23 protein-coding genes are annotated in these 23,194 nt (G+C 66.5%); 11 read left to right on the top strand and 12 right to left on the bottom strand.

Going from position 1 to position 23,194, the window contains the following annotated elements; translation table 11 throughout:
* Window positions 1–176 precede the first annotated feature (176 nt).
* Entirely contained in the window at window positions 177–1,034 is an 858-nt protein-coding gene (locus M8312_RS10755) for an SDR family oxidoreductase (RefSeq protein ID WP_250117689.1), read from the bottom strand.
* Window positions 1,035–1,066: 32 nt separating this feature from the next.
* Complete coding sequence (locus tag M8312_RS10750; RefSeq protein WP_250117688.1) at window positions 1,067–1,333, bottom strand: hypothetical protein; 267 nt, start codon at window positions 1,331–1,333, stop codon at window positions 1,067–1,069.
* 110 nt (window positions 1,334–1,443) lie between these two features.
* Here M8312_RS10750 and M8312_RS10745 point away from each other — a divergent pair, with 110 nt between their 5' ends.
* From M8312_RS10745 to M8312_RS10715, 7 genes are all read left to right on the top strand, one after another.
* Window positions 1,444–3,252, top strand: a complete 1,809-nt coding sequence (locus M8312_RS10745) for an ABCB family ABC transporter ATP-binding protein/permease (protein WP_250117687.1) — start codon at window positions 1,444–1,446, stop codon at window positions 3,250–3,252.
* A 104-nt stretch (window positions 3,253–3,356) separates the two neighbouring features.
* Entirely contained in the window at window positions 3,357–3,698 is a 342-nt protein-coding gene (locus tag M8312_RS10740) for a hypothetical protein (protein ID WP_250117686.1), read from the top strand.
* Between the two features lie 106 nt (window positions 3,699–3,804).
* A complete protein-coding gene (locus M8312_RS10735) occupies window positions 3,805–5,964 on the top strand; it encodes a M3 family metallopeptidase (RefSeq protein WP_250117685.1) in 2,160 nt (719 codons plus the stop codon).
* A 40-nt stretch (window positions 5,965–6,004) separates the two neighbouring features.
* Window positions 6,005–7,768 (top strand): DNA helicase RecQ, encoded by a 1,764-nt coding sequence (gene recQ / locus M8312_RS10730; RefSeq protein ID WP_250117684.1) that lies wholly within the window; start codon window positions 6,005–6,007, stop codon window positions 7,766–7,768.
* Window positions 7,765–8,145 (top strand): hypothetical protein, encoded by a 381-nt coding sequence (locus tag M8312_RS10725; RefSeq protein WP_250117683.1) that lies wholly within the window; start codon window positions 7,765–7,767, stop codon window positions 8,143–8,145. Before recQ ends, M8312_RS10725 begins: the two co-directional genes overlap by 4 nt.
* Window positions 8,146–8,154: 9 nt before the next feature.
* Window positions 8,155–9,096: a sterol desaturase family protein gene (locus M8312_RS10720; RefSeq protein WP_250117682.1), complete on the top strand. Its 942-nt coding sequence runs from the start codon at window positions 8,155–8,157 to the stop codon at window positions 9,094–9,096.
* Window positions 9,080–9,487, top strand: a complete 408-nt coding sequence (locus M8312_RS10715) for a protein tyrosine phosphatase family protein (RefSeq protein WP_250117681.1) — start codon at window positions 9,080–9,082, stop codon at window positions 9,485–9,487. Before M8312_RS10720 ends, M8312_RS10715 begins: the two co-directional genes overlap by 17 nt.
* Here M8312_RS10715 and M8312_RS10710 read toward each other — a convergent pair.
* Genes M8312_RS10710 through M8312_RS10695 form a run of 4 tightly spaced genes read right to left on the bottom strand, consistent with a single transcriptional unit; the run spans window position 9,456 to window position 11,848 of the window.
* Window positions 9,456–9,677 (bottom strand): putative signal transducing protein, encoded by a 222-nt coding sequence (locus M8312_RS10710; RefSeq protein ID WP_250117680.1) that lies wholly within the window; start codon window positions 9,675–9,677, stop codon window positions 9,456–9,458. The genes M8312_RS10715 and M8312_RS10710 overlap by 32 nt on opposite strands.
* A gap of 1 nt (window position 9,678) precedes the next feature.
* Entirely contained in the window at window positions 9,679–10,227 is a 549-nt protein-coding gene (locus M8312_RS10705) for a DUF924 family protein (RefSeq protein WP_349773282.1), read from the bottom strand.
* Window positions 10,224–11,648, bottom strand: coding sequence for a metalloprotease TldD (gene tldD, locus M8312_RS10700; RefSeq protein ID WP_250117679.1), 1,425 nt, complete (start codon window positions 11,646–11,648; stop codon window positions 10,224–10,226). The genes M8312_RS10705 and tldD overlap by 4 nt, the downstream gene beginning before the upstream one ends.
* Window positions 11,645–11,848, bottom strand: coding sequence for a zinc-finger domain-containing protein (locus M8312_RS10695; RefSeq protein WP_250117678.1), 204 nt, complete (start codon window positions 11,846–11,848; stop codon window positions 11,645–11,647). The genes tldD and M8312_RS10695 overlap by 4 nt, the downstream gene beginning before the upstream one ends.
* A gap of 57 nt (window positions 11,849–11,905) precedes the next feature.
* On the opposite strand from M8312_RS10695, the gene M8312_RS10690 reads away from it, so the two are divergent.
* Together M8312_RS10690 and nadB are read left to right on the top strand one after the other, a co-directional pair.
* The gene (locus M8312_RS10690; RefSeq protein ID WP_250117677.1) at window positions 11,906–12,823 is read left to right on the top strand and encodes an ABC transporter ATP-binding protein; all 918 of its coding nucleotides are present in this window, start codon (window positions 11,906–11,908) and stop codon (window positions 12,821–12,823) included.
* Window positions 12,820–14,400, top strand: coding sequence for an L-aspartate oxidase (nadB, locus tag M8312_RS10685; RefSeq protein ID WP_250117676.1), 1,581 nt, complete (start codon window positions 12,820–12,822; stop codon window positions 14,398–14,400). The genes M8312_RS10690 and nadB overlap by 4 nt, the downstream gene beginning before the upstream one ends.
* Before the next feature lie 279 nt (window positions 14,401–14,679).
* On the opposite strand, the gene M8312_RS10680 is transcribed toward nadB, so the two are convergent.
* From M8312_RS10680 to M8312_RS10660, 5 genes are all read right to left on the bottom strand, one after another.
* Entirely contained in the window at window positions 14,680–14,991 is a 312-nt protein-coding gene (locus tag M8312_RS10680) for a hypothetical protein (protein ID WP_250117675.1), read from the bottom strand.
* Window positions 14,992–15,107: 116 nt separating this feature from the next.
* The gene (locus M8312_RS10675; protein ID WP_250117674.1) at window positions 15,108–15,443 is read right to left on the bottom strand and encodes a hypothetical protein; all 336 of its coding nucleotides are present in this window, start codon (window positions 15,441–15,443) and stop codon (window positions 15,108–15,110) included.
* Window positions 15,444–15,500: 57 nt separating this feature from the next.
* On the bottom strand, window positions 15,501–15,680 hold the full coding sequence (locus tag M8312_RS10670; protein WP_250117673.1) for a hypothetical protein: 180 nt from the start codon (window positions 15,678–15,680) through the stop codon (window positions 15,501–15,503).
* A 40-nt stretch (window positions 15,681–15,720) separates the two neighbouring features.
* On the bottom strand, window positions 15,721–16,479 hold the full coding sequence (locus M8312_RS10665; RefSeq protein WP_250117672.1) for a sulfite exporter TauE/SafE family protein: 759 nt from the start codon (window positions 16,477–16,479) through the stop codon (window positions 15,721–15,723).
* 48 nt (window positions 16,480–16,527) lie between these two features.
* Window positions 16,528–17,064: a DUF4760 domain-containing protein gene (locus M8312_RS10660; RefSeq protein WP_250117671.1), complete on the bottom strand. Its 537-nt coding sequence runs from the start codon at window positions 17,062–17,064 to the stop codon at window positions 16,528–16,530.
* Window positions 17,065–17,173: 109 nt separating this feature from the next.
* On the opposite strand from M8312_RS10660, the gene polA reads away from it, so the two are divergent.
* On the top strand, window positions 17,174–19,981 hold the full coding sequence (gene polA, locus M8312_RS10655) for a DNA polymerase I (protein WP_250117670.1): 2,808 nt from the start codon (window positions 17,174–17,176) through the stop codon (window positions 19,979–19,981).
* On the top strand, window positions 19,978–21,537 hold the full coding sequence (locus M8312_RS10650; RefSeq protein WP_250117669.1) for a lipopolysaccharide biosynthesis protein: 1,560 nt from the start codon (window positions 19,978–19,980) through the stop codon (window positions 21,535–21,537). Before polA ends, M8312_RS10650 begins: the two co-directional genes overlap by 4 nt.
* A gap of 61 nt (window positions 21,538–21,598) precedes the next feature.
* Here the strand turns inward: M8312_RS10650 and purH are convergent, their stop codons facing one another.
* Window positions 21,599–23,191 carry a bifunctional phosphoribosylaminoimidazolecarboxamide formyltransferase/IMP cyclohydrolase gene (purH, locus tag M8312_RS10645; RefSeq protein WP_250117668.1) on the bottom strand — a complete coding sequence of 531 codons (1,593 nt, stop codon included), beginning with the start codon at window positions 23,189–23,191 and terminating at the stop codon, window positions 21,599–21,601.
* Between the last annotated feature and the right edge of the window lie 3 nt (window positions 23,192–23,194).

Genomic DNA, 23,194 nt, shown 5'->3' with positions numbered 1-23,194 from the left:
GGTAACTCCCTGTCTTTCTGGTGGCGACCGCCCAATCGGTGCCACGGCAAACACAATGCAGGGAGCGTGCCAAACGCATAAAGTCGTTGTTTTTCAGTTAGGCGCGCGAAATGGCGCTCCCAGTTCCGCGCCAGGAGCCCCATGCGTTGGGACTTTTTCCCATATCAGTGGTGGGGTCAGCTGCTGGTCGTGTTGCCGCCATCCGGGTGAATGACCTGACCCGTCATGTAGCTTGAATCCTCGCAGGCCAGGAACAAGAAGGCGGGTGCCACTTCATTGGGCTGCCCCGGGCGTCCCATCGGCGTATCCTTGCCGAATTCCGGGATTTTTTCCTTGGGCTGGCCGCCGAAGGGATTGAGCGGGGTCCAGATCGGTCCCGGCGCGACGCCGTTCACACGAATGCCCTTGTCGACGAGGTTCTTGGCAAGGCTGCGGGTGAACGCCGTGATGGCCCCCTTGGTAGCGCTATAATCGAGCAGGATGGGCGCGCCCTTGTACATCGTTTCCGAGGTGCAGTTGACGATGGCCGCCCCCGACTTGAGGTGAGGCCGGGCCGCCTGCGTGAGGAAGAACATGGAAAAGATGTTCGACTGGAAGGTGCGCTTGAGCTGCTCCTCCGAGATGTCCTCAATATTTTCTTGGTGATGCTGCTCGCCAGCGTTGTTGACGAGCACGTCTAGCTTGCCGAACGCGTCAATGACCTGCTGCACCGCCTTTTCGCAGAACTGCTTGTCGCCGAGGTCGCCTGGGATGGTCAGAGCCCGGCGGCCCTCCGCGACCACGATGTCGCGGGTTTTCGCGGCATCGTCATGCTCGTTGAGGTAGAGGATGGCGACGTCCGCGCCCTCGCGGGCGAACAGGGCCGCGACCGCACGGCCGATGCCGCTGTCGCCGCCAGTGACGATCGCCACCTTGTCCTTGAGCCGGCCAGAACCCGGATAGCGCGGCTGCCACTCCGGCTTGGGCTCGAGTTCGCTCTCGTGCCCGGGCAGCTGGTCATTGGGATGAACTTCGGGCTGGAAAGTGTCGGCCATGGTTTGCTCCGCTTTCAGCCGAGCCGGATGGCTCAGCCGTTGCGGTGGTCAACGCCGCTCGGCAGCGGTCGCTCCGTCCTTTGAGCCGCCGGCACGGTTCCCGCCTTGCGGCACTCGGCGACAATCGTCGGGAAGTCGAAATCGGTGCTCTGCGCCAGCGCCGCGCCGGTCGCCGCGGTGCAGCTCGCATGGCTTTCGAACCGCGTCGGCATGGTCGCCACGGGAGTGCAGGCGGCCGAGCCGTCGGCGCAGCCCAGGATGGCGATGACGTAAGCGACGGGACCCATATGCAAACTCACTGACACGCAAGGGGAAACTTGGCTGCATAACCGCGCAGTTAACTTGCAGTTCCGTTCGTTTCGGCACCGGATGATTGCAGGGCCGGGCGCAGCTTCCTACCTTGGTGCCGATGGCCACAGCGAACGAGACGACCACCCGCCCGACGGCGGGCTTCAAGACGCTGTGGCGCTTCCTGCCGATGCTCTGGCCCAAGGGCGAGACCGAGCTCAAGGTCCGCGTGGTTGTTGCGGTGCTGCTGGTCTTGGTGGGGCGAGGCGTGCTGTTCGCCATGCCCTTCACCTACAAGGCGATCATCGACCGGATGAGTGGCCCGGCGCAAGCCGTCGGCATCGTCCTGGCCCTCGTCGCCGCCTACACGCTCGCCCGTTTCGGTGGGGTGCTGAGCGATAATCTGCGCAACGCCGTGTTCGAAAAGGTGGGTCAAAATGCCGCCCGTCGCTTGTCGGCGCGGGTGTTCCGGCACGTCCACAACCTGTCGCTGCGGTTTCATCTGGAGCGGCGCACCGGCAGCCTGACCAAGATTGTCGAGCGCGGCACCAAAAGCATCGACATGATGCTTTATTTCCTGCTGTTCAACATCGCTCCAACAGTGATCGAGCTGGTTGCAACCAGCCTCATCTTCTACTTCAAGTTCGGACTGACGCTGGTCGCCGCCACGCTGGTGACTGTTGCCATCTACATCACCTTCACCCGCCGGGTGTCCGAATGGCGCAGCAAGCTGCAGCGCGAGATGAACGACGTCGACAACAAGGCGATCGGGCGCGCGGTCGACAGCCTGCTGAACTATGAGACGGTGAAATATTTCGGCGCGGAGGACCGCGAGGCGCGCCGCTATGACGAGGCGATCGGCACCTTCACCCGCGCCGCCGTGCGCAACGAGGTCAGTCTCGCCTGGCTCAACATCGGGCAGAGCTTCATCACCAATGGCATGATGGCCGGCGCGATGGCGCTGACCGTCTGGGGCTGGAGCCAGGGCAAGTTCACCCCAGGCGACGTGGTGCTGGTCAACAGCCTGCTGCTGCAGCTTTTCCGGCCGCTCGACATGCTCGGCTGGGTGTACCGCTCGATCCGCCAGGGGCTGATCGACATGGAGGCCATGTTCGACCTCACGGACACCGCCGCCGAGATCACCGACAAGCCGGGAGCACCGGCGCTCAAAGTACCCCGCGGGGAGCTGCGGTTCGAGCATGTGCGCTTCGGCTACGACCCCGAACGCACGATCCTCGAAGGGGTGAGCTTCACGGTGCCGCCCGGCACCACGCTGGCGGTGGTCGGCCCTTCGGGCGCGGGCAAGTCGACGCTCGCCCGCCTGCTCTACCGCTTCTACGACCCGCAGGGCGGCCGAATCCTGATCGACGGTCAGGACATTGCGGACGTGACCCAGGCCAGCCTGCGCGCGGCGATCGGAATCGTCCCGCAGGACACGGTGCTGTTCAACGACACCATCGGCTACAACATCGGCTACGGCCGCGACGGCGCGAGCCAGGAAGAGATCGAAGGTGCCGCGAAGGGCGCGTCGATCGACCAGTTCATCGCTGCCTTGCCCGACGGCTATCAGGCGATGGTCGGTGAGCGCGGCCTGAAGCTGTCGGGCGGAGAGAAGCAGCGCGTGGCCATTGCCCGCACTCTGCTCAAGGATCCGCCGATCCTGATCCTGGATGAGGCGACCAGCGCTCTCGACAGCCGCACGGAAGAGGCGATCCAGGACACGCTCGGCGATGTCGCGCGCAACCGCACCACCATCACCATCGCCCACCGCCTGTCGACCGTGGTGGGCGCCGACCAGATCATCGTGCTGGATCAAGGCCGAGTCGCCGAGCGCGGCACCCATGCCGAACTGCTCCGCCGCCAGGGGCTTTATGCCGAGCTGTGGGCGCGCCAGGCGCAGGAGCGGGAGCTGGAGCAGGCCGCCGAATAGTCGGCACGGAAGGCGGTTTGGTGAACGGCCTGCAAGCCATCCCTGCTGACATTTCGTTGACGAATGCATCCTTACCCACGCCCAAGCGAGGGGCATCATGGAGTATGATGATGCAGGGTTTCGGTAAGCGCGTCGACGTTCCCGGTGGCAAGCGCAAGGTGCTGCGGGAGCGGGTTACACTGGCCGGGTCGGCCACCACGCTGGGCGGATCACGATCGGTCGCGATCAGCGATCTTGGCCTGAAGGGCGCCAAGCTGTCGGGCCGGTCCCTGCCTGCGGACGGCAAGCAGATCCTCCTGAAGATCGGTGACATCGAAGTGCTGGGCCAGGTCGCCTGGTCTGGCGAGCATGACTGCGGCATGACCTTCGACGAGCAGCAGACGCCGGAACAGCTCGCCGCGATCAAGGATCAAGGCCGGCTCGGTACCGTCTTCATGATTGTCTGAGGGTTCGCCGAGGGGCGATCCAGCAGTCTCGTTCATAATTCAGTTTTGTGAAAGGCTCGAGCGCGCTAGACCTGCCCGCATGTTTTCAAAGGATGCAGGTAAGTCCATGATCCGTAAGCTTCTTCTCGCTACTGCTGCAATCGCCGTCATCCCCGCGGCCGGTGCCGCCGCGCCCGCCAGGCGCGCCGCTCCGGCCGCGTCGGCGACGTTGGCTGCCTCCAACCCCTTCGCCCGGGCAAGCACGCTGCCGCTGCAGGCGCCGGACTTCAGCCGGATCAAGGACAGCGATTACCTGCCCGCGATCCTGGCCGGCATGGCGCAGCAGAAGCGCGAAGTAACGGCGATCGCCAACAACCCGGCCAAGCCGACCTTCGACAACACGATTGTCGCCATGGAGCGGTCGGGCCAGCTGTTGGAGCGGGTCAATCTCGCCTTTTCGGCGGTGAACGGCGCCAACACCAACGACACGCTTCAGGCCGTCGACACGAAGACCAGCCCGCTGCTGGCCCAGCACAACGACTTCATCAACCTCAACGCCAAGCTCTTCGCCCGGGTCAAGAACCTGCACGACCGCCAATCGACTCTGGGCCTCAACGCCGAGCAGGCCAAGCTGCTGGACGTCTACTACAACCAGATGGTTCATGCCGGCGCCGAGCTTCCCGCCGCCAAGCAGGCGCAGCTCAAGGTCATGAACACGCAGCTGTCGACGCTGCAGACCAGCTTCACGCAGAAGCTGCTGAACGCCGCCAAAGCCGGCGCCTTGCACGTCACCGACAAGGCCGAGCTGGCGGGGCTCAGCGACGCGCAGATCGCCGCTGCGGCCGAGGCCGCCAAGGCGCGCGGCCTTGCCGGCTATGTGCTGCAGCTGCAGAACACGACCCAGCAGCCCGCCCTTGCGAGCCTGACCAGTCACGCGACCCGCCAGAAGCTTTATGAGGCGAGCATCAATCGCGCCGCCCATGGCGACGCCAACGATACCCGGCCGCTGATCCAACAGATTGCCCAGCTGCGTGCGCGAAAGGCGGCGCTGTTCGGCTACTCGAACTGGGCCGACTACGCGCTCTACGATCAGATGGCGAAGAACCGCCAGACGGCCGTCAGCTTCCTCGAGCGGCTCGCCCCCGCGACCAATGCCAAGCAGAAGCAGGAAGCCGCGGATATCCGCGCGCTCGCCCGGCAACAGGGCGCCACCGCGCCGGTCACGCCGGCCGACTGGAACTTCTATGCCGAGCAGATCCGCAAGCAGCGCTATGCGCTCGATAACGACCAGCTCAAGCCTTACTTCGAGATCAACCGCGTGCTGGAAAAGGGCGTCTTCTACGCCGCGAACCAGCTCTACGGGCTGACCTTCAAGAAGCGCACCGACCTGCCGACCTGGAACCCGGACATGGTCACCTACGAGGTGACCGACGCCAACGGCCAGCAGCTCGGCCTGATGTATTTCGATTTCTGGAAGCGGGACAACAAGAATGGCGGCGCGTGGATGTCGAACCTGGTCAACCAGAGTTATCTGCGTGGGACCAAGCCGGTCATCTACAATGTCGAGAACTTCACCAAGCCGGCTCCGGGCCAGCCCGCGCTGATCAGCTTCGACGACGTGACCACCATGTTCCACGAGTTCGGCCACGCCCTGCATGGCCTGTTCGCGGCACAGACCTACCCGACCCTGTCCGGCACCAACGTCGCCCGCGACTTTGTCGAGTTCCCCAGCCAGTTCAACGAGAATTGGGCGCTCGATCCCAAGATCCTGCCCAATTATGCCGTCCATTATCAGACCGGGCAGGTGATCCCGGCCGAGCTGATCGGCAAGATCAAGGAAGCCCGCACCTTCAACCAGGGCTATGACAATGGCGAGGTGCTGGAGGCCGCCCGGCTTGACCTCGACTGGCATTCGCTGCCCGCCAATGCCGGTCCGCAGAACGTCGACCAGTTCGAGGCCAATGCCCTGGGCAAGAGCGGCTTCGACGTCGCCGACGTGCCGCCGCGTTACCGGTCCAACTACTTCCTGCACATCTGGGCCAACGGCTATTCGGCCGGCTACTACGCCTATCCCTGGACCCGGATGCTGGGACAGGATGCCTTCGCCTGGTTCCAGGCCAATGGCGGCCTGACCCGCGCCAATGGCCAGCGCTTCCGCGACATGGTCCTCAGCCGCGGTAACACGCAGGACTATGCCGCCATGTACAAGGCGTTCGCCGGCCGCGATCCCGACATCAACCCGTACCTGACCTATTATGGTCTGAACAACACGGGCGGCGAGAAGTAAGCATCTTGCGAACCGGGCCGCTTGTGGTGAGAGCGGCCCGGTGACCGACCCGCACCAATTGCTCAAATCCGTGTTCGGCTTCGACTCCTTCAGGGGGGTGCAGGAGCAGGTCGTGTCACGCGTGCTGGCGGGCGAGAATACGCTGGCGGTAATGCCGACCGGCGCCGGCAAGTCGCTCTGCTACCAGCTTCCGGCGCTGGCACGGCCGGGCATGGCGCTGGTCATCTCGCCGTTGATCGCCCTGATGCACGACCAGATCCGCTCGGCCGACGCGCTGGGCATCCGCGCGGCCTCCCTGACCAGCGCCGACGACCGGCAGACCGTGACCGAACGGGCGCTCAGCGGCGAACTCGACCTGCTGTATGTCGCGCCGGAACGGGCGACAACCGATCACTTCGGGCGCATGGTCGAGCGGCTCGACCTGGCGCTGATCGCCATCGACGAAGCGCATTGCGTGAGCGAGTGGGGCCACGACTTTCGGCCCGACTACCGGATGCTCAAGGGCCTGCTGAGCGCCTTTCCGCAAGTGCCGCGGCTGGCGTTGACCGCCACCGCCGACCGGCGGACCCGCGCCGACATCCTCCAGCAGCTCGGCTTGCCCGAGGACGGGCTGATCGTGGCCGGCTTCGACCGGCCCAACATCCGCTACGTCATCCGCCCGCGGGAACAGGCCGGGCGACAACTGGAGCAGCTACTCCGCGATCGTCCGGGCCCCGCGATCGTCTACACGCCCAGCCGCGACAAGGCCGAGAAGACCGCGGCGGCGCTCAGCGGCAACGGTCGCCCGGCCCGAGCCTATCACGCAGGCCTCGATCCAAAGGTCCGCCAGCGCAACCAGCACGACTTCGTCGCGTCCGAGGACATGGTGATGGCGGCGACGATCGCCTTCGGCATGGGCATCGACAAGCCGGACGTCCGCACCGTCGCGCACGTTTCCACGCCCAAGTCGATCGAGGCTTATTATCAGGAGACCGGCCGCGCCGGGCGGGACGGCGATCCGGCCGAGGCATGGCTGTTCTGGTCCGCCGCCGACTTCGCCCTAGCCCGCCAGAGGCTTGAGGAGGAGTGCCCGCCCGACCGGCGCGAGGCGGAGCGCGAGCGGTTGAACGCGCTCGCCGCATTGGTGGAGACCCCCGGCTGCCGCCGCGCCGTGCTGCTTCGCCACTTCGGCGAGGATCCGCCCGAGACCTGCGGCAATTGCGACAACTGCCTGGAGCCGCCCGCCCAGATCGACGTGACCGAGGTCGCCCGCAAGCTGCTGTCCGCCGCCTTCCGGACGGAAATGCGGTTCGGCGTCGGCCATCTCGTTGACGTGCTGGCTGGCAAGGAGACCGACAAGGTCCACGCCAACGGCCATCACCGCCTGTCGGTGTTCGGCATTGGCACGGCCGAGGAGTTACCGCTAGTCCGGCATGTCGCGCGCGCCCTCGTCGCCCGCGACGCGCTGCGAGCCGATGCTTACGGCGGCCTGAGCTTCGGCCCGGGCGCGCGCGCCATCCTCAAGGGCGAGGCGAGCGTCAGCATCGCCGTCCCGACGGACACCAAGGGCAAGCGCCGCCGAAGTCGCGCTGACGATGGGCCGGCCGACCCGTTGTTCGACGCCCTTCGCGAGACCCGCCGCTCGCTCGCCACCGCGCAGGGCGTACCGCCCTACGTCATCTTCCACGACAGCACCCTGCGCGAAATCGCCGCCGCGCGTCCGGCCAGCCTCCACGACCTTTCCCGGGTGCAAGGCGTGGGCGCCGCCAAGCTGGAGCGGTATGGCGCGGCGATGCTTGAGACTGTGGAGCGCTTCGCCGCATGAAACCGCTGCTGCTGATCGGCTCGCTGATCGGCGTGCTGGCGCTGGCTGCAATTGCCCGGGCGATGGGGCTTGGCCGGCGCGGGCCGTTGACCAGCGCCGAAGTGACCACGCGCCTCACCGAAGAATATGGCCCGTTACGCTTGCGAACCGTACTGCTCAGCCAGGATGGCAGGGCCGCGCTGGCCTTCGCCCATGACGGACGAGTGTTCGGCGTCAAGGCGCACGGGGTCGACATGGCCAGCCGCGAGCTTCACCGGCCGCTGCTCGCCACCGAGGAGGGCGACACGCTGGTGATCGACCCGCGTGACCGCTGGTTCGGGCCGCTGCGCCTGCGCCTTGGTCAGGCCCAACTCCCCAGCGTGCGAACAATGTTGTAAGCAGCGGCCATGCCCGACCTGCCCAAACCGGTCGATTATGCGATTCCCGGCTTCATCCTGCTGGTGCTGGCCGAGATGGTCGTCGCGCGCCTTCGCGATCGCCGGCGCTACTGTCCGCGCGATACGCTGACCTCGCTCGCGCTGGGTCTCGGCAGCACGGTCGCCGGGTCGTTGTCGGTCGGCGCGATCTTCGCGGTGGCGAGCTGGCTGTGGCAGTTCCGGCTGGTCACCGTACCGTGGAGCTGGTGGGCGTTCGCGCTCTGCTTCGTGGCCGACGACCTGCTCTATTACTTCTTCCACCGCTCGGCGCACCGGGTGCGATGGTTCTGGGCGAGCCACGTCATCCACCATTCGAGCCAGCATTATAACCTGTCGACCGCGCTGCGGCAGACCTGGACCGGCTTCTTCAGCCTCGCCTTCGCCTTCCGCCTACCGCTGTTCCTGATCGGTTTCCCGCCGGCGATGGTGTTCTTCTGCGCCGGCCTCAACCTCATCTACCAGTTCTGGATCCACACCGAGGTCGTCGGGCGCTGCCCGCGATGGATCAAGGCAGTGATGAACACGCCCTCGCACCACCGCGTCCACCATGCGGTCAACCCGCGCTACCTCGACCGCAATTATGCCGGCGTGTTCATCGTCTGGGATCGCCTGCTCGGCACCTTCGAGCCCGAGCGCGACGATGAGCGTCCGCGCTATGGCATCGTCAAGCAGCTCGGATCGTTCAACATCCTGTGGGCGGCGGTGCATGAGTGGGTCGGCATCGCGCACGACCTGTGGCACGCACCATGGCACGCGAAACTCGGCTATCTGCTCAAGGAACCAGGCTGGAGCCACGACGGCAGCCGCGAGACCAGCGAATTGATCCGGATGCGCTGGCGCCAAACAGAGGATGCGCGTAGCACCAAGGCGGATGCAGTGGTGACGGGGCCCGACCATGTTCAAGCAGCTTGACGCCAAGACTTTCGTGGCGGGGCAGATCGCACCGGAGGACCTCGCCAAGGCCAAGCAAGCGGGCGTGACCCTGGTGGTCAACAATCGCCCCGATCATGAGGACGCCGGTCAGCCGACGAGCGACGAGATCGAAGCCGCCGCGCGCGCCGCCGGACTGGATTACCGCCACGTTCCCATCGACCGGGGCATGGGCCCGAACCATGTCGAGGCGATGCGCGAGGCGATGCATGCGGCCGGCGACGGCAAGCTGCTGGTGTTCTGCCGCTCTGGCATGCGCTCGACCCTGGCTTGGGCGGTTGCGTGTCGCGAGGAGGGAGTACCGAAGGCAGAGCTTGAGGAAAGGGCCCGAAACGCCGGGTTCAGCCTGGGGGCAGTAGACCATCTGCTCTGAGGATCGCCCAGGCTTCGTCCTGGTCGCCATCCAGCACCATCAGCCGCACCGGCATCAGCCAGCCGACCCCGATGTAGCCGTGCATCGCGCTGTCGAACAGCACGGCGTCAATCCCCGCCCGCTCCAGCGTCAGCCGTGCCAGATCCGCCGTGATCTGGCTTTCGTAGCGAGCGAGCTCGACCAGGCTCATGTCAGAACGGCTCCACCGGTCCTGCCGCGAGCTCCGCTGGCGTTGAGGCCCGCCCAAGCGCGGCATTGCGGTGCGGGAAGCGGCCGAAGCGCGCAATGACGTCATGGTGTCGCCGCGCGAAGTCGAGCCGCTCGGGATCGCCGAGCGTCTCGAACAGCGCCAGCGCGCGCTCCTGGTCGGCGAGGACCTCGCTGTGCTGGAAAGGCATGTAGAGAAAGGTTCGCTCGTCCAGGTTCAGGTCACGGTCGTGCCCAAGCGCGATAGCGTCGCGTGAGATGGCGAGGGCCAGCGGGTCCGTCGCGAACTGTTCCGGCAAGCCACGAAAGAGGTTACGAGGGAACTGGTCGAACAGGATGACGGCCGCCAGCGCGCGGCGCGGCGAGTCCAGGAAACTCTCCGGCGGGCAGTCGCGCAAAGCCGCATGAACCCGGCCGAAGCGGCGCCGCAACTGCTGATCGAGTACCTCGTCAGTCCTGAACCATTGCGCCGGATCAAGGCTGAACCAGAAGGCGAGCACCCGCTCGCTCCAGTCGGCCGAGCGGTGGATCAAGCGGCGGTGCCGCCGACGGTCAGGCCATCAATCAGCAGGGTCGGCTGGCCGACGCCCGCAGGGACGGACTGGCCACCCTTGCCGCAGATGCCGACACCCTCATCCAGCTCCAGGTCGTTGCCGATTCCTTTGACCCGCGTCAGCACCGTCGGCCCATCGCCGATCAGCGTCGCGCCCTTGAGCGGCTCGGCCAGCTTACCGCCACGGATGCGATAGGCCTCGGTGCAACTGAAGACGAACTTGCCGCTGGTGATGTCGACCTGTCCGCCGCCGAAGCTATTGGCATAGATGCCATCCTTGACCCGGCCGAGCAGTTCCGCCGGATCGTCCTGACCACCGAGCATGAAGGTGTTCGTCATCCGCGGCATGGGCGCATGGGCAAAGCTTTCGCGGCGGCCGTTGCCGGTCGGCTCGACCCCCATCAGGCGGGCATTGAGCCGGTCCTGCAGATAGCCGACCAGGATGCCGTCCTCGATCAGCGTGGTGCGGCCGGTCGGCGTGCCTTCATCGTCGATGGTCAGCGAGCCGCGCCGCTCGCCCATCGCACCGTCGTCGACGACGGTGACGCCAGGTGCCGCAATTCGTTCGCCGAGCCGGCCGGAAAAGGTGCTGGTCCCCTTGCGGTTGAAGTCGCCTTCCAGCGTGTGGCCGACCGCCTCGTGCAGCAGCACGCCAGGCCAGCCGGGGCCGCACACCACCGTCATCTCGCCCGCCGGCGCGTCCACCGCTTCCAGGTTGGTCAGCGCCTGGGCCAGCGCGATGTCGATCGCGCGGTTCCAGATCGCCGGATCGAACAGCCGGTCGTAGAGGTAGCGGCCGCCGAGCCCGTGAAAGCCCATCTCGCGGCGGTCGCCCTGCTTGGCGACGATTGACACGTTCAGGCGGACCAGCGGGCGCACGTCGGTGGCGACGAAGCCGTCGGCGCGCACGATTTCCACCACGGACCAGCTGCCCTGCAGGGCGACACTGACCTGCGCCACGCGCGGGTCGCGAGCCCGGGCGGCGGCGTCGATCTGCTGGCACAGCTCGACCTTGCGGGCGAACGGAATAAGGCCGAGCGGGTCTTCCTCGCCGTACATGCGCTGGTTGGTGCGGGCGGGCGGCGCAGCCCTCGCGCCCTTGGCCGGATCGAGCAGCTGAAGCGTCTGGGCCGCTCGTTCGATCGCCGCGGCGCTGATCTCGTTGGCATGGGCGAAGGCGGTGGTTTCGCCGCTCACCCCGCGCAGGCCGAACCCGCCACCGGTGTTGTAGTCGGCGGTCTTCAGCCGGCCGTCGTCGAAGCCGAACGCCTCCGAGCTGCGATACTGCAAATAGAGCTCGCCATCGTCGCAAGCCGCGAGATGCCGGGCCACCAGCCGCTTGGCCTCATCCGGATCAAGCGCCTCGCGGTAGAGGAATCGGCGCGGGTCGTGCAGCGTCACGCTGCGGTCGCCTGATCGTCCGCAGGGCCGCCGACCAGCACGAAACGGCGGTCGCAATAACCGCACTCCACGAAGCCCTTTTCATCGATGCGAAGAAAGACGCGCGGGTGACCAAGCGCAGGGGCGACCTCACCGCCGCCGTCGCAGGACACGGCGTTGGTGGTGACGCGGAAGGTTTCTGGCGGGGGGATAGCTGACATCTTTCCGAGGTAGCCCCTCGCTTGCCTGCCTTCAATAAGCCGCTAGTGGCTTCACCCATGACCGACGCGGCAATCCGGATCGACCAGCTGTGCAAGACCTACGCCGGCGGCAAGCGAGCGCTGGACGGCGTCAGCTTCGAGGTCCCGCGCGGACAGATCTTCGGGCTGCTCGGTCCCAATGGCGCGGGCAAATCGACCCTCATCAACATCCTTGCCGGCCTGGTGGTGAAATCATCGGGCACCGTCGACATCTGGGGCTTCGACATCGACGAGCACCCGCGCAACGCCAAGCTGTCGATCGGCGTGGTGCCGCAGGAGATATTGTTCGACCCCTTCTTCACCCCGCGCGAGGCGCTGGAGATCCAGGCTGGCCTCTACGGCATTCCGGCGCGGGAACGCCGCAGCGACGCCTTGCTCGCCGCCATGCGGCTGACCGACAAGGCCAACGCTTATGCGCGCACCCTTTCGGGCGGCATGAAGCGGCGCCTGCTGGTCGCCAAGGCGATGGTCCATTCGCCGCCCATCCTGGTGCTGGACGAGCCCACCGCCGGCGTCGACGTCGAGCTTCGCCAGCAATTGTGGGACTATGTGCGCGAACTTCACGCGCAGGGCGTCACCATTGTCCTCACGACCCATTACCTCGAGGAAGCCGAGGAGCTGTGCGACCGCATCGCGATCATCAACCACGGCCAGGTCATCGCCAACGAGCCGACCCGCACCCTGGTCGGCCGCGCGCAGGAGAAGAAGGTCGTCGTCACCGTCGACCGTGACGTCATGACGGCACCCGAGGCGCCCTGCTTCGAGCAGATCGAGGTGTCGGGAGAGCGCCAGCTGACCATCACCTACCGCAAGGACCGGGTGAACGCCGGCGAAGTGCTTGGCGCACTCGGCGCCCAGGGGCTCGGCATCGTCGACGTCGTCACCCGTGATCCCGATCTCGAGGACGTTTTCCTCAGCCTCGTGCGGCAGGCGTGAGCCAGTCGTTCGACGTGCTGGTCATCGGCTCCGGCGCGGCGGGGCTGACGGCGGCGCTGAACCTGGCCGAGCATTGCACGGTCGGAGTTATCGCCAAGGGCTCGCTGAGCGACGGCGCGACCGACTGGGCGCAGGGCGGCATCGCCGCCGTGCTGGAGGAAGGCGACAGCTTCGACGCCCATGTCGAGGACACGATGATCGCCGGCGCCGGGCTCAACGATCGCAAGGTAGTCGAGCATGTTGTCAGCAGTGCGCCCGCCGCGATCGCCAGACTGATCGAACTCGGGGTCCCCTTCGCGGAAGAAGGCGGCGCGCTCCATCTGACCCGGGAGGGCGGGCACAGCCACCGGCGGATCGTCCATGTCGCCGACGCGACCGGCCACGCCGTGCAGAAGGCGCTGGAGCGGGCGGCGGCGGCCCACCCGAACATCACGCTGGTGCCCGACATAGTCGCCATCGACCTCGTCACCGGGCGCAACGCCGCCCGCTTCTCGACCGACGGCACGGTCCACGGCCTCTACGCCTATAATCGCCAGACCCGGAAGGTGGAGACGCTGACGGCCCGCGCGACCGTGCTTGCCACCGGCGGTGCCGGCCGGACCTACCTTTATTCCACCGCACCGCGCGGCGCGACGGGTGACGGCATCGCCATGGCGTGGCGCGCCGGCTGCCGCGTCTCCAACATGGAGATGATGCAGTTCCACCCGACCTGCCTCTACAACCTCACCGTCAAGAACTTCCTGATCACGGAGGCGGTGCGCGGCGAGGGAGGCCTGCTCAAGCACCCGCAGACCGGCCACCGCTTCATGCCCGACTATGACGAGCGGGGCGAACTGGCGCCGCGCGACGTGGTCGCCCGCGCGATCGACAGCGAGATCAAGCGCGACGGCCTGGAATATGTCCACCTCGACATCAGCCATCGCGAACCCGATTTCGTGAAGGCGCATTTTCCCAACATCTACCAGAAGCTGCTCGGCCTCGGCATCGACATCACTCGTGAGCCGATCCCGGTGGTGCCGGCGCAGCACTACACCTGCGGCGGCGTGGTGGTGGACATGGACGGCCGAACCGACGCGCCGGGACTCTATGCCGCGGGCGAGGTCACGGAAAGCGGCCTTCACGGCGCCAACCGCCTGGCCTCCAACTCCCTGCTCGAGTGCCTGGTCTATGGCGAGGCGGCGGCACGGGACATTCTCGCCCGCTGGGATGAGCTTCCGCCCGTCCCGGCGCTGCGTGACTGGGACGAAAGCCGGGTCAGCAACAGTGACGAGGAAGTGGTGATCGCCCAGACCTGGGGTGAGATCCGCCGCTTCATGTGGAATTACGTCGGCATCGTCCGCACCACCAAGCGGCTGGAGCGCGCCAAGCGCCGCGTCGACATGCTGCGCCAGGAAGTGCAGGACTATTACGGCAAGTTCCGCGTTACCCCCGACTTGATCGAGCTTCGCAACCTCGTCGAAGTCGCCGACCTCATCATCCGCTCCGCCCTTCACCGCCACGAGAGCCGCGGGCTGCACTTCAACCTCGACTACCCCCGGGTGCTGGCGCAGGCGAAGGACACGGTACTGGTTCCCTAAGGCGAACTCGGATCACGAAGTTTCCGTGGTGCGGGCCGTTCTCCGACAGCCATTCGCGGAAACCTCCGCCGAATTCCGCCCTCCGCGCACCCGTGTGACATGATGGCGATGTTTCCGCCGTGTGACCTGCGGCACGGCGAAGTTCCCGCTTCGAACGCGCGCCCGGCTTTGCTTGATTGTCAAAGAAGTGTCCGTTCCGCGTCCTGAGCCAAGCAGCCGGAATCCTATTGTTCAAGGCGCCAGCGGGAATGTCTGCTTTGGGTGGAAAGCGGACATTCGTCATTTTGCTATCTGGATAGCGTCGAGAGCATTCAGCCATATCAAAAAGACACCGCTCGTGATTATGGGAAGCAGGGCGATATGGGCGATCAGATTGTTCCTGAAGAGGCTTCGCTCAGTATCTCGGTGCGCTCTCCCATAGAGGTCCGTATCGAAGTAGCCCTCCATGGCCGCAGTGTAGAGCTTTCTGGCGAAATCCCAGACGAGCCACGGCCCGCCGACCGACGCGATGAGGAACCAAAGGCTTCTCAAAAAATGAGCTTCCGGGTTGGCAATGATCAGCAAGGCGGCAACCACACCAAACATCATCACGAACAGGAGGCGACTGAGTCGAAGCACACACCAATCTATCTCGCCACTCAATGTCCGCAAGCGGTCGAACTCAGACGCTCAACCGGAATGTCGCATTTGGGTGGAAAGCGGACATCTTAACGCCTCTCAAATGCGACAAGCTCGCTAGCTGCGAAGGGCGGGTGGACTACGGCTTCATACCAGTCCTTCCGGAAGGTCGGCAGGCGCTCCAAGTAGCGCAGGAACTCTTCCCAACCTTCAGCCTCTTCGTGGAAGAACCACGTTTGCCCACGAGCATCTACGTCGCAGCAAATCAAATCGGTGGTGAGTTCGTCTCGTTTGTAGAATGTCACCTTCTGAATGTCGGCTAGCGGAAGCTGTTCAAGGACATCGCTCGGGATGCGGTCACGGCGTGAACCGACGTTTGCCCACGCCGTGCGCAGTCTGCTCAGGCCGTCGCGCCACATCGCCATGCCAGCATCCTGCTATGCCTGCTGAACGTCCGCAATGGGTCGAAAGCAGACATTCGTTCAGCGCAGCTTGGCGATCTTCAGCCTGAGCGACTTGGCCTGCTTCTCCGTGCTTTCCTCGCTCCGGGTCAGCGCCTTGGCGATGGCTTTCAGGCCCATGCCCTTGACCGCGAGGCGATGGAGCTTTTCGAGCTCTTCCTGGGTCCAGGGCTGCTTATGGCGTTCGAACTTCTCGGACATGGGCTGAGCATCGGCCTTGCCGCGCCGCCTGTCCAGACGTTCAGCGGTAGGCACGGGCGAAGAAGACAATCGTCGTCGCCGCGGTGACCAGGAGGGTCCAGCCGCGCACCGCCCTGGGCGGAAGGCGCTTGCCGATCACCGCGCCGAGCCATCCGCCGACGACCGCGCCGGCCAGCATCGGCAGGCAGGCACGCCAGTCGATCATGCCGAAGCCGATGAAGATGAAGGCGGCGGCGAGGTTGGCGATGGCCAGCATCAGGGTGCGGATGGCGAACAGCTCGCGTGGGCGGATGTTCGCCAGCAGCCCATAGACCGCGGTGGTGATCAGCCCGACGCCGCCACCGAAGTAACCGCCGTAGACGCCGAGCAGCCCCTGCGTCGCCATCAGGGTGCGGCGGCCGATCGTCACCCGCGCGTGGAGCCAATCGGCGGCCCGCTGCCCGAACAGCATGACTAGGAACGCGAACAGCAGCAGCCAGGGGATGATGAGGTCGAAGGTGCGGGTGGGGGTCAGCACCAGCAACAGGCTGCCGACGAGACCGAAGGCGAAGGTGATGATGGCCAGCCGCCTGACGGAGATGCCGCCGACGGGCGCCAGCTCCTTGCGGAACGACCAGGCGCTGGTCGCCGCACCGGGCAGCAGCGCCAGGTTGGAGGTCGCATTGGCGATGTTGGCCGGCAGCCCCAGCGCGATCAGCGCGGGCAGGGTGGCGAAGGTACCGCCGCCGGCGAGAGCGTTCATCGCCCCGCCGAGCAGGCCCGCGCCGAAGCTGAGGAGGAGGGGGAAGAGGTCGGTCACGCCGCGCCGCCTGTCGCCGCGCGGGCGCCGTCGTGCAAGGGGGCGGCCTCAGCCGCCGCGCCGGGCGAGCCGGTCGAAGTCGCGCGGCGAGCGCCAGGCGCCGAAGCGCTGCGCGGCGAGGAGGTCGTCGGCGGCGCCGACCCGCTCACGCATCCGGTCGGCGAGCCACTCGACCCATTCGAACAGGGTCGGCCAGCCCGCGGCCCGCTGCTCCTCGACGTAACGGTGGAGCTTGACCCAGCACAGCAGGGTCGGGCCGCGATAATATTCGGCGTACATGTCGAGCGGAACGTGGCCCCGCGCGACCAAGGGGCCGAGACTTTCGAACATGGCGAGGAGGTTCATCACCGGGCCGAAGCGGTCGCCCAGCCGCTGGCGCAACGCCGCGCTGTCGAGGTCGTGGGGAAGCTGGTGGAGGAACAGCACGGTGTCGGCCATGTCGGGCGCCTGGAGCAGGCGGAGCAGCTCGTTCCCGGCGGCGCTCTCGCGCTGGTGGCGAAGCTGACGGAGCTGGATCAGTCCGAAGCCGATCCCGACCACGACGGCGACCGTCTGGATGAGCTGAAGCCAGACTTCGACGGTCATCGTGCGGCCCTCCTTGCCGGACCATCATTGGCCGGGACGGGCGGCGTGGCAAGCAAAGGGGAACGGCTGCGGTGGATTTGAGGGCCAAGGCTGCTACATCGGGCGCTTCATGTCCGATACGCCCCAGCCACACCTCTACCTTGTCGACGGGTCGAGCTACATCTTCCGCGCCTATCATCGGCTTCCCCCGCTCACCAACCGGCACGGGCAGCCGTCGGGCGCCGTCTATGGCTACACCGCCATGCTGTGGAAGCTGGCCGACGGGCTCAACAAGGCCGACGGGCCGACCCACATGGCCGTGATCCTCGACAAGGGCTCGTCCTCGTTCCGCAACGAGATGTACGACCAGTACAAGGCCCACCGTCCGCCGCCGCCGGAAGACCTGGTCCCGCAATTCCCGCTGATCCGCACCGCCACCCGCGCCTTTTCCATCCCCTGCATCGAGGAAGAAGGGCTCGAGGCCGACGACATCATCGCCTGCTACGTCACCGCCGCGCGCGAGGCCGGGTGGAAGGTGACCATCGTCAGCTCCGACAAGGACCTGATGCAGCTGATCGAGGACGGCTCGGTCGACATGCTCGACACGATGAACGACCGCCGGATCGACACCGCTTATGTCATCGAGAAGTTCGGGGTCGGGCCGGAGCTGGTCGGCGACGTGCTCGCCCTCATGGGGGACAGCGTCGACAATGTGCCGGGCGTTCCGGGCGTCGGGCCGAAGACCGCCACCCAGCTGATCCAGGAGCATGGCAATCTCGAAGCCGTGCTCGCCGCCGCCGACGGGATCAAGAAGCCCAAGCTGCGCCAGAACCTCATCGAGCATGCCGACAGTGCCCGGCTGAGCCGCGAGCTGGTTCGGTTGAAGTGCGATGCCAATCTGCCCGAGCCGCTGGAAGCGCTGGCGCTGACCGGAATCCCCAAGGAGCCGTTGCGCGAATTCCTCGAGGACCAGGGGTTCAAGACCCTTCTGAACCGGATGGTCGGCGGTGGCGGGGCACCGGTAGCGACCGGCAGCAGCGGCGCGGCGCGGCCAAGCATGAGCAGCCTGCCCGACCGCGCCAGCGGACCGGCGCCGGCCGAAGCGATCGACATCGAGCGGTCGAAGTATGAGACGGTAACGACCGAGGAGGCGCTCGACCGCTGGATCGCGGCGGCGCGCGCGCAGGGTTTCATCGCGGTCGACACCGAGACCGACTGCATCGATTGCATCGTGGCGCGGCTGGCGGGCGTCAGTCTCGCGACCGGACCGAACCAGGCCTGCTACATCCCCGTCGGGCACAGTGGCCTCGACATGTTCGCCGAGGCACCGCAGCAGTTGCCGCTGCAGCTGGTCCTCGACCGGCTGAAGCCGCTGCTCGAGGACCCGGCCGTGCTCAAGATCGGGCACAACCTCAAATATGATTATGTGATGTTCGCCAAGCACGGGATCGAGCTGTCGCCGGTCGACGACACCATGCTGATGAGCTTTGACCTCGATGCCGGCCGCAGCGGGCATGGGATGGATGAGCTTGCCAAGCTGCACTTCGAGCATGAGTGTTTGAGCTTCAAGGCGGTGTGCGGGACCGGCAAGAACCAGATCACTTTCGATAAGGTGCCGCTGGACCGCGCCACCGAATATGCCGCCGAGGATGCCGACATCACTCTTCGGCTATGGCAGCGCCTCAAGCCCCGCATCGCCGCCGAGAATGTCACGCGTGTCTATGAGAGCGTCGACAAGCCGCTGGTTCGGGTGGTCGGCTGCATGGAGCGTGAGGGCGTCAAGGTCGACCGGGAGTATCTGGCCGAGCTCAGCAAGACCTTCGCCACCGAAATCGCGAGCCTCGAAGAGCGTGTCTATGAAGCGGCGTGCGGGCCGTTCCAGATCGGCTCGACCCAGCAACTGGGCCAGGTGCTCTACGAGCGGCTGGGCCTCAAGGGCGGCCGCAAGGGCAAGAGCGGGGCCTACTCCACCGACGTCAATGAGCTGGAACGGCTGGCCGCCGAAGGCGTCAGCTGCGCGACGCTGGTGCTGGAGTGGCGACAGCTGACGAAGCTGAAGACCACCTACACCGACGCGCTGCAAGCGCAGATCAATCCGGAGACCGGCCGGGTCCACACCAGTTTCAGCCTGGCCGCGGCGCAGACCGGACGGCTGAGCTCGACCGATCCCAACCTGCAGAACATTCCGATCCGGACCGAGATCGGTCGCAAGATCCGCGACGCCTTCATTGCCGAGCCGGGCCATGTGCTGATGAGCGCCGACTACAGCCAGATCGAGCTTCGGCTGGCGGCGCACATCGCCGACGTTCCGCAGTTGCGCGAGGCGTTCCTCGACAAGGCGGACATCCACAGCATGACGGCCGAAGAGCTGTTCGGATCGTCCGACCGCGACGCCCGCAACAAGGCGAAGACGGTCAACTTCGCCATTCTCTACGGCATCTCGTCGTGGGGACTGGCGGGGCGGCTGGGCATCTCGAAGGATGAAGGCAAGGTCATCATCGACCGCTATTTCGAGCGCTTCCCCGGGATCCAGAACTATATCGGCGACACGCTCAGCTTCGTTCGCGAGCACGGCTTCACCCGCACCCTGTTCGGGCGCAAGACCCACTTTCCGAACATCCGCTCCAGCCAGATGAACCAGCGCCAGGGCAGCGAACGGGCGGCCATCAATGCACCGATCCAGGGCACCAGCGCCGACATCATCAAGCGGGCGATGGCGCGAATGACGCCGGCGCTGCGCGATGCCGGGCTGCCCAAGGTTCGGATGCTCCTGCAGGTCCATGACGAGCTGGTGTTCGAAGTACCGCAGGGACAGGAGGAGGAGGCCGCCGCCGTCATCCGGCGGGTGATGAGCGAGGCCGCCGAGCCGGCCGTCAAGCTGACTGTCCCGCTCGACGTCGATGTCGGACATGGCGCCCACTGGGGCGAAGCGCATTGACCGCGGCGACGGACGCGGAACCGCAGGCGCCAAGCGCGGACCTCGCCGCGCTGGCTCGGGGCGGCCGGATCAACTTCTTCGGCTTCGTGCTTCGCCTGGCGGCGCGCCTGCCGTTCCTGTTCATCGCCGGGCGAATGTATGGCGCCGAAGCGCTTGGCCGCTTTGCCTATGCGGTGCTGATCGTCGAGTTCGCCGCCCAGCTTTCGACGCTGGGCCTCAAGCGCGGGCTGGCACAGCAGTTGAGCGAGACGGACAAGGATCATGCCTGCGTGGCCTGGGATGCGCTGCTGGTCGCCGCGCTGGGCTCGGCCATCGGGATGGGCATCCTGTTCGTCTTTCCGGAGGCGATGTTTCCCAATTCGCAGATCCACGGGCTGGAGTGGTTGCTGCCGCTGGCCGTGCTGGCGCTGGCCTGGTCAGACATCATGCTGGCGGCGCTGGCCTACCGCCACGACGTCGGCGCCACCGTCCGCGCACGAGCCATCGTCGAGCCGTGGATCATCAGTGGCGCGGCCTTGGCCTTCGCCTTCATCTCCAAGCGCGACGGACTGATCATCTCCTATGCGCTGTCGATGCTGGGCGCGGTGGTCGCGTCGGCCATCCCGTTCCTGCGCAGCTATGGCTTTGCCCGCGGCTGGCGGCCCGACCCGGGCGAAGCCTGGCACATCGCGCGCCGCTACCTGCCGGTCGCCGCCGCCGACACGGTGGAGTGGGGCAGCCGCCGCATCGACCTCGCCATCCTCGGCCTGTTCGCGACACCCTATATGGTGGGCATCTATTACGTCGCCCAGAACGTTGCCTCGCTGCCGTCCAAGCTCAAGACCAGCTTCGATCCGATCCTGAGCCCGGTCATCGCCAACAATGTCGCCTCAGGCGACTATCTGGGCGTGGCCAGGCAAGTTCGGCAGGTCGGCTTCTGGGTGATCGCCGCACAGGCCGCCGTGGGCCTGGCGCTCTGCATTCCCGGCAAGGCAGTGATGGGGCTGGTCGGACCGAACTTCGTGGCCGGCACCGCGGCGCTGGCCTTCCTGCTCGCCGCCGAAGTCGTGGCGGCAACCGCCACCACCAGCGAGGCGGCGCTGATCTACATCGCGCGCAAGCGCAACATGCTGCTGTCGCTGATCATGTTGGGCCTGCAGGCGGTGCTGACGGTCGTGTTCATCCTGATCATGCGCCGGTTAGGCTGGCCGCCGAACTGGCAGGCGACCTCGCCGGCGATCGCGCTTGCGGTGGCGCTCGTGTTCGCGGCCGTCACCAAGGCATCGCTGGCGTCCCGGCTGCTGGGAGCACCGGTCAGCGGCTGGCGCTGGCCGCTGGTGTGGGCAGCCGCCGCCGCCACGCTGGTCGGTGAACTGGCGATCCGCTTGCCCGAGTGGCTGGAACTCGGGCTCGGCATTCCGGCGATCCTGGCGACCTTTGGCGCGGTGATCTGGCTTCGTGGCTTCGGGCCCGAGGACCGCGAACTGTTCCGGATGCGCAAGGCCGACATCGAGGAACTGGAGCTGCGCGAAGCAGAGCTTCCGGCGCCAGGGACCAGCGGCGACGTGGTTCGGTAGACCCGGGGCCGCGGCGTAAATCCGCGGCTCGTCGGTGGCCGACGTCGTTGTGCTCGGCTCCTCAGTGCCGGAAGTGCCTCATCCCCGTGAAGATCATCGCCAGCCCGGCCTCGTCGGCGGCGCGGATGACTTCCTCGTCCCGCATCGAGCCGCCCGGCTGGATCACCGCTGTCGCCCCCGCCTCGGCCGCCGCCAGCAGGCCGTCGGCAAATGGGAAGAAGGCATCGCTGGCCACCGCCGAACCCACGGTCCGCGGCTCGGCCCAGCCGTGGGTTTCGGCGGCTTCGCGCGCCTTCACGGCGGCGATCCGGGCGGAATCGCGCCGGTTCATCTGGCCCGCGCCAATCCCTGCGGTCGCGCCGTCCTTGGCATAGACGATCGCATTCGACTTGACGTGCTTGGCGACCGTCCAGGCAAAGCGGCAGTCGGCCACCTCCTGCGCGGTCGGCTCGCGCCTGGTGACGACACGCAGGTCACCGGGTGCGATCACGCCATTGTCACGGCTTTGCACCAGCACGCCGCCCGCAATGGTCTTGAGCTGGAGCCCCGGCCGGCGGGGATTGGGCAAGGCACCGGCCAGCAGCAGCCGAAGGTTCTTCTTGGCCGCGAACAGCGCCACGGCCTCCTCGTCGGCGTCCGGCGCGATCACCACCTCGGTGAAGATACCGGTGATGGCCCGCGCGGTTTCCGCGTCGAGCGACCGGTTCACGGCGACGATGCCGCCAAAAGCCGACACGTCATCGCACTGCAGCGCGGACGTATAGGCACCCAGCAGAGAGTCGGCTTGCGCCACTCCACAGGGGTTGGCGTGCTTGACGATCACGCAGGCGGGCGGGCCATCCCGGAATTCGGAGACGAGCTCGAGCGCCGCGTCGGCGTCGTTCAGATTATTGTAGCTGAGTTCCTTGCCCTGGATCTGGCGCGCGCCGGCGACGCCAGCGACGCTCCGCACCTGCGGCAGGTAAAGGGCGGCGGACTGGTGCGGGTTCTCGCCATAGCGCAGCTCCGCCGACTTGGTGAGCGCGAGCGGCAGAGTAGCGGGGAACGCCTGACCCTGATCGGCGAAGGCGAACCAGCTGGCGATGGCGCTGTCGTAAGCCGCGGTCAGTGCGAACGCCTTGCCCGCCAGCCGCCGCCGCATGGCAAGCGAGGTGCTGCCGCCATGCGCGTCCAGTTCACCGACCAGCGCTTGATAGTCGGTCGGGTCGGTCAGGATCGCGACATGGGCGTGGTTTTTGGCGGCCGAGCGGACCATCGACGGTCCGCCGATGTCGATATTCTCGATGATTGCGTCGCGCGGGGCGCCGCGGGCGACGGTCTGCTCGAAGGGGTAGAGATTGACGACGACCAGGTCGATCGGGGCGATGCCATGCTCGGCCGCCGCGGCCTGATGCTCCGCATTGTCGCGAACGGCGAGGAGGCCGCCATGGACCTTCGGATGAAGCGTCTTGACCCGCCCGTCCATCATCTCGGGGAAGCCGGTGAGGTCCGACACGTCGCGAACCGGATGCCCAAGCTCCCGCAACCGCGCGGCCGTGCCACCAGTCGAGACCAGTTCGACGCCGTGACGGATCAGCGCCGCGGCCAGCTCATCAAGGCCATTCTTGTCGGAAAGGGAGAGGAGCGCCCGGCGGATGGGCACGAGATCGGTCATGGT

It is taken from the genome of Sphingomonas sp. KRR8 (assembly GCF_023559245.1).
GTDB lineage: Bacteria > Pseudomonadota > Alphaproteobacteria > Sphingomonadales > Sphingomonadaceae > Sphingomicrobium.
Note: the sequence above shows the minus strand (reverse complement) of the source record. Positions and strands in the feature narration are given on the sequence as shown.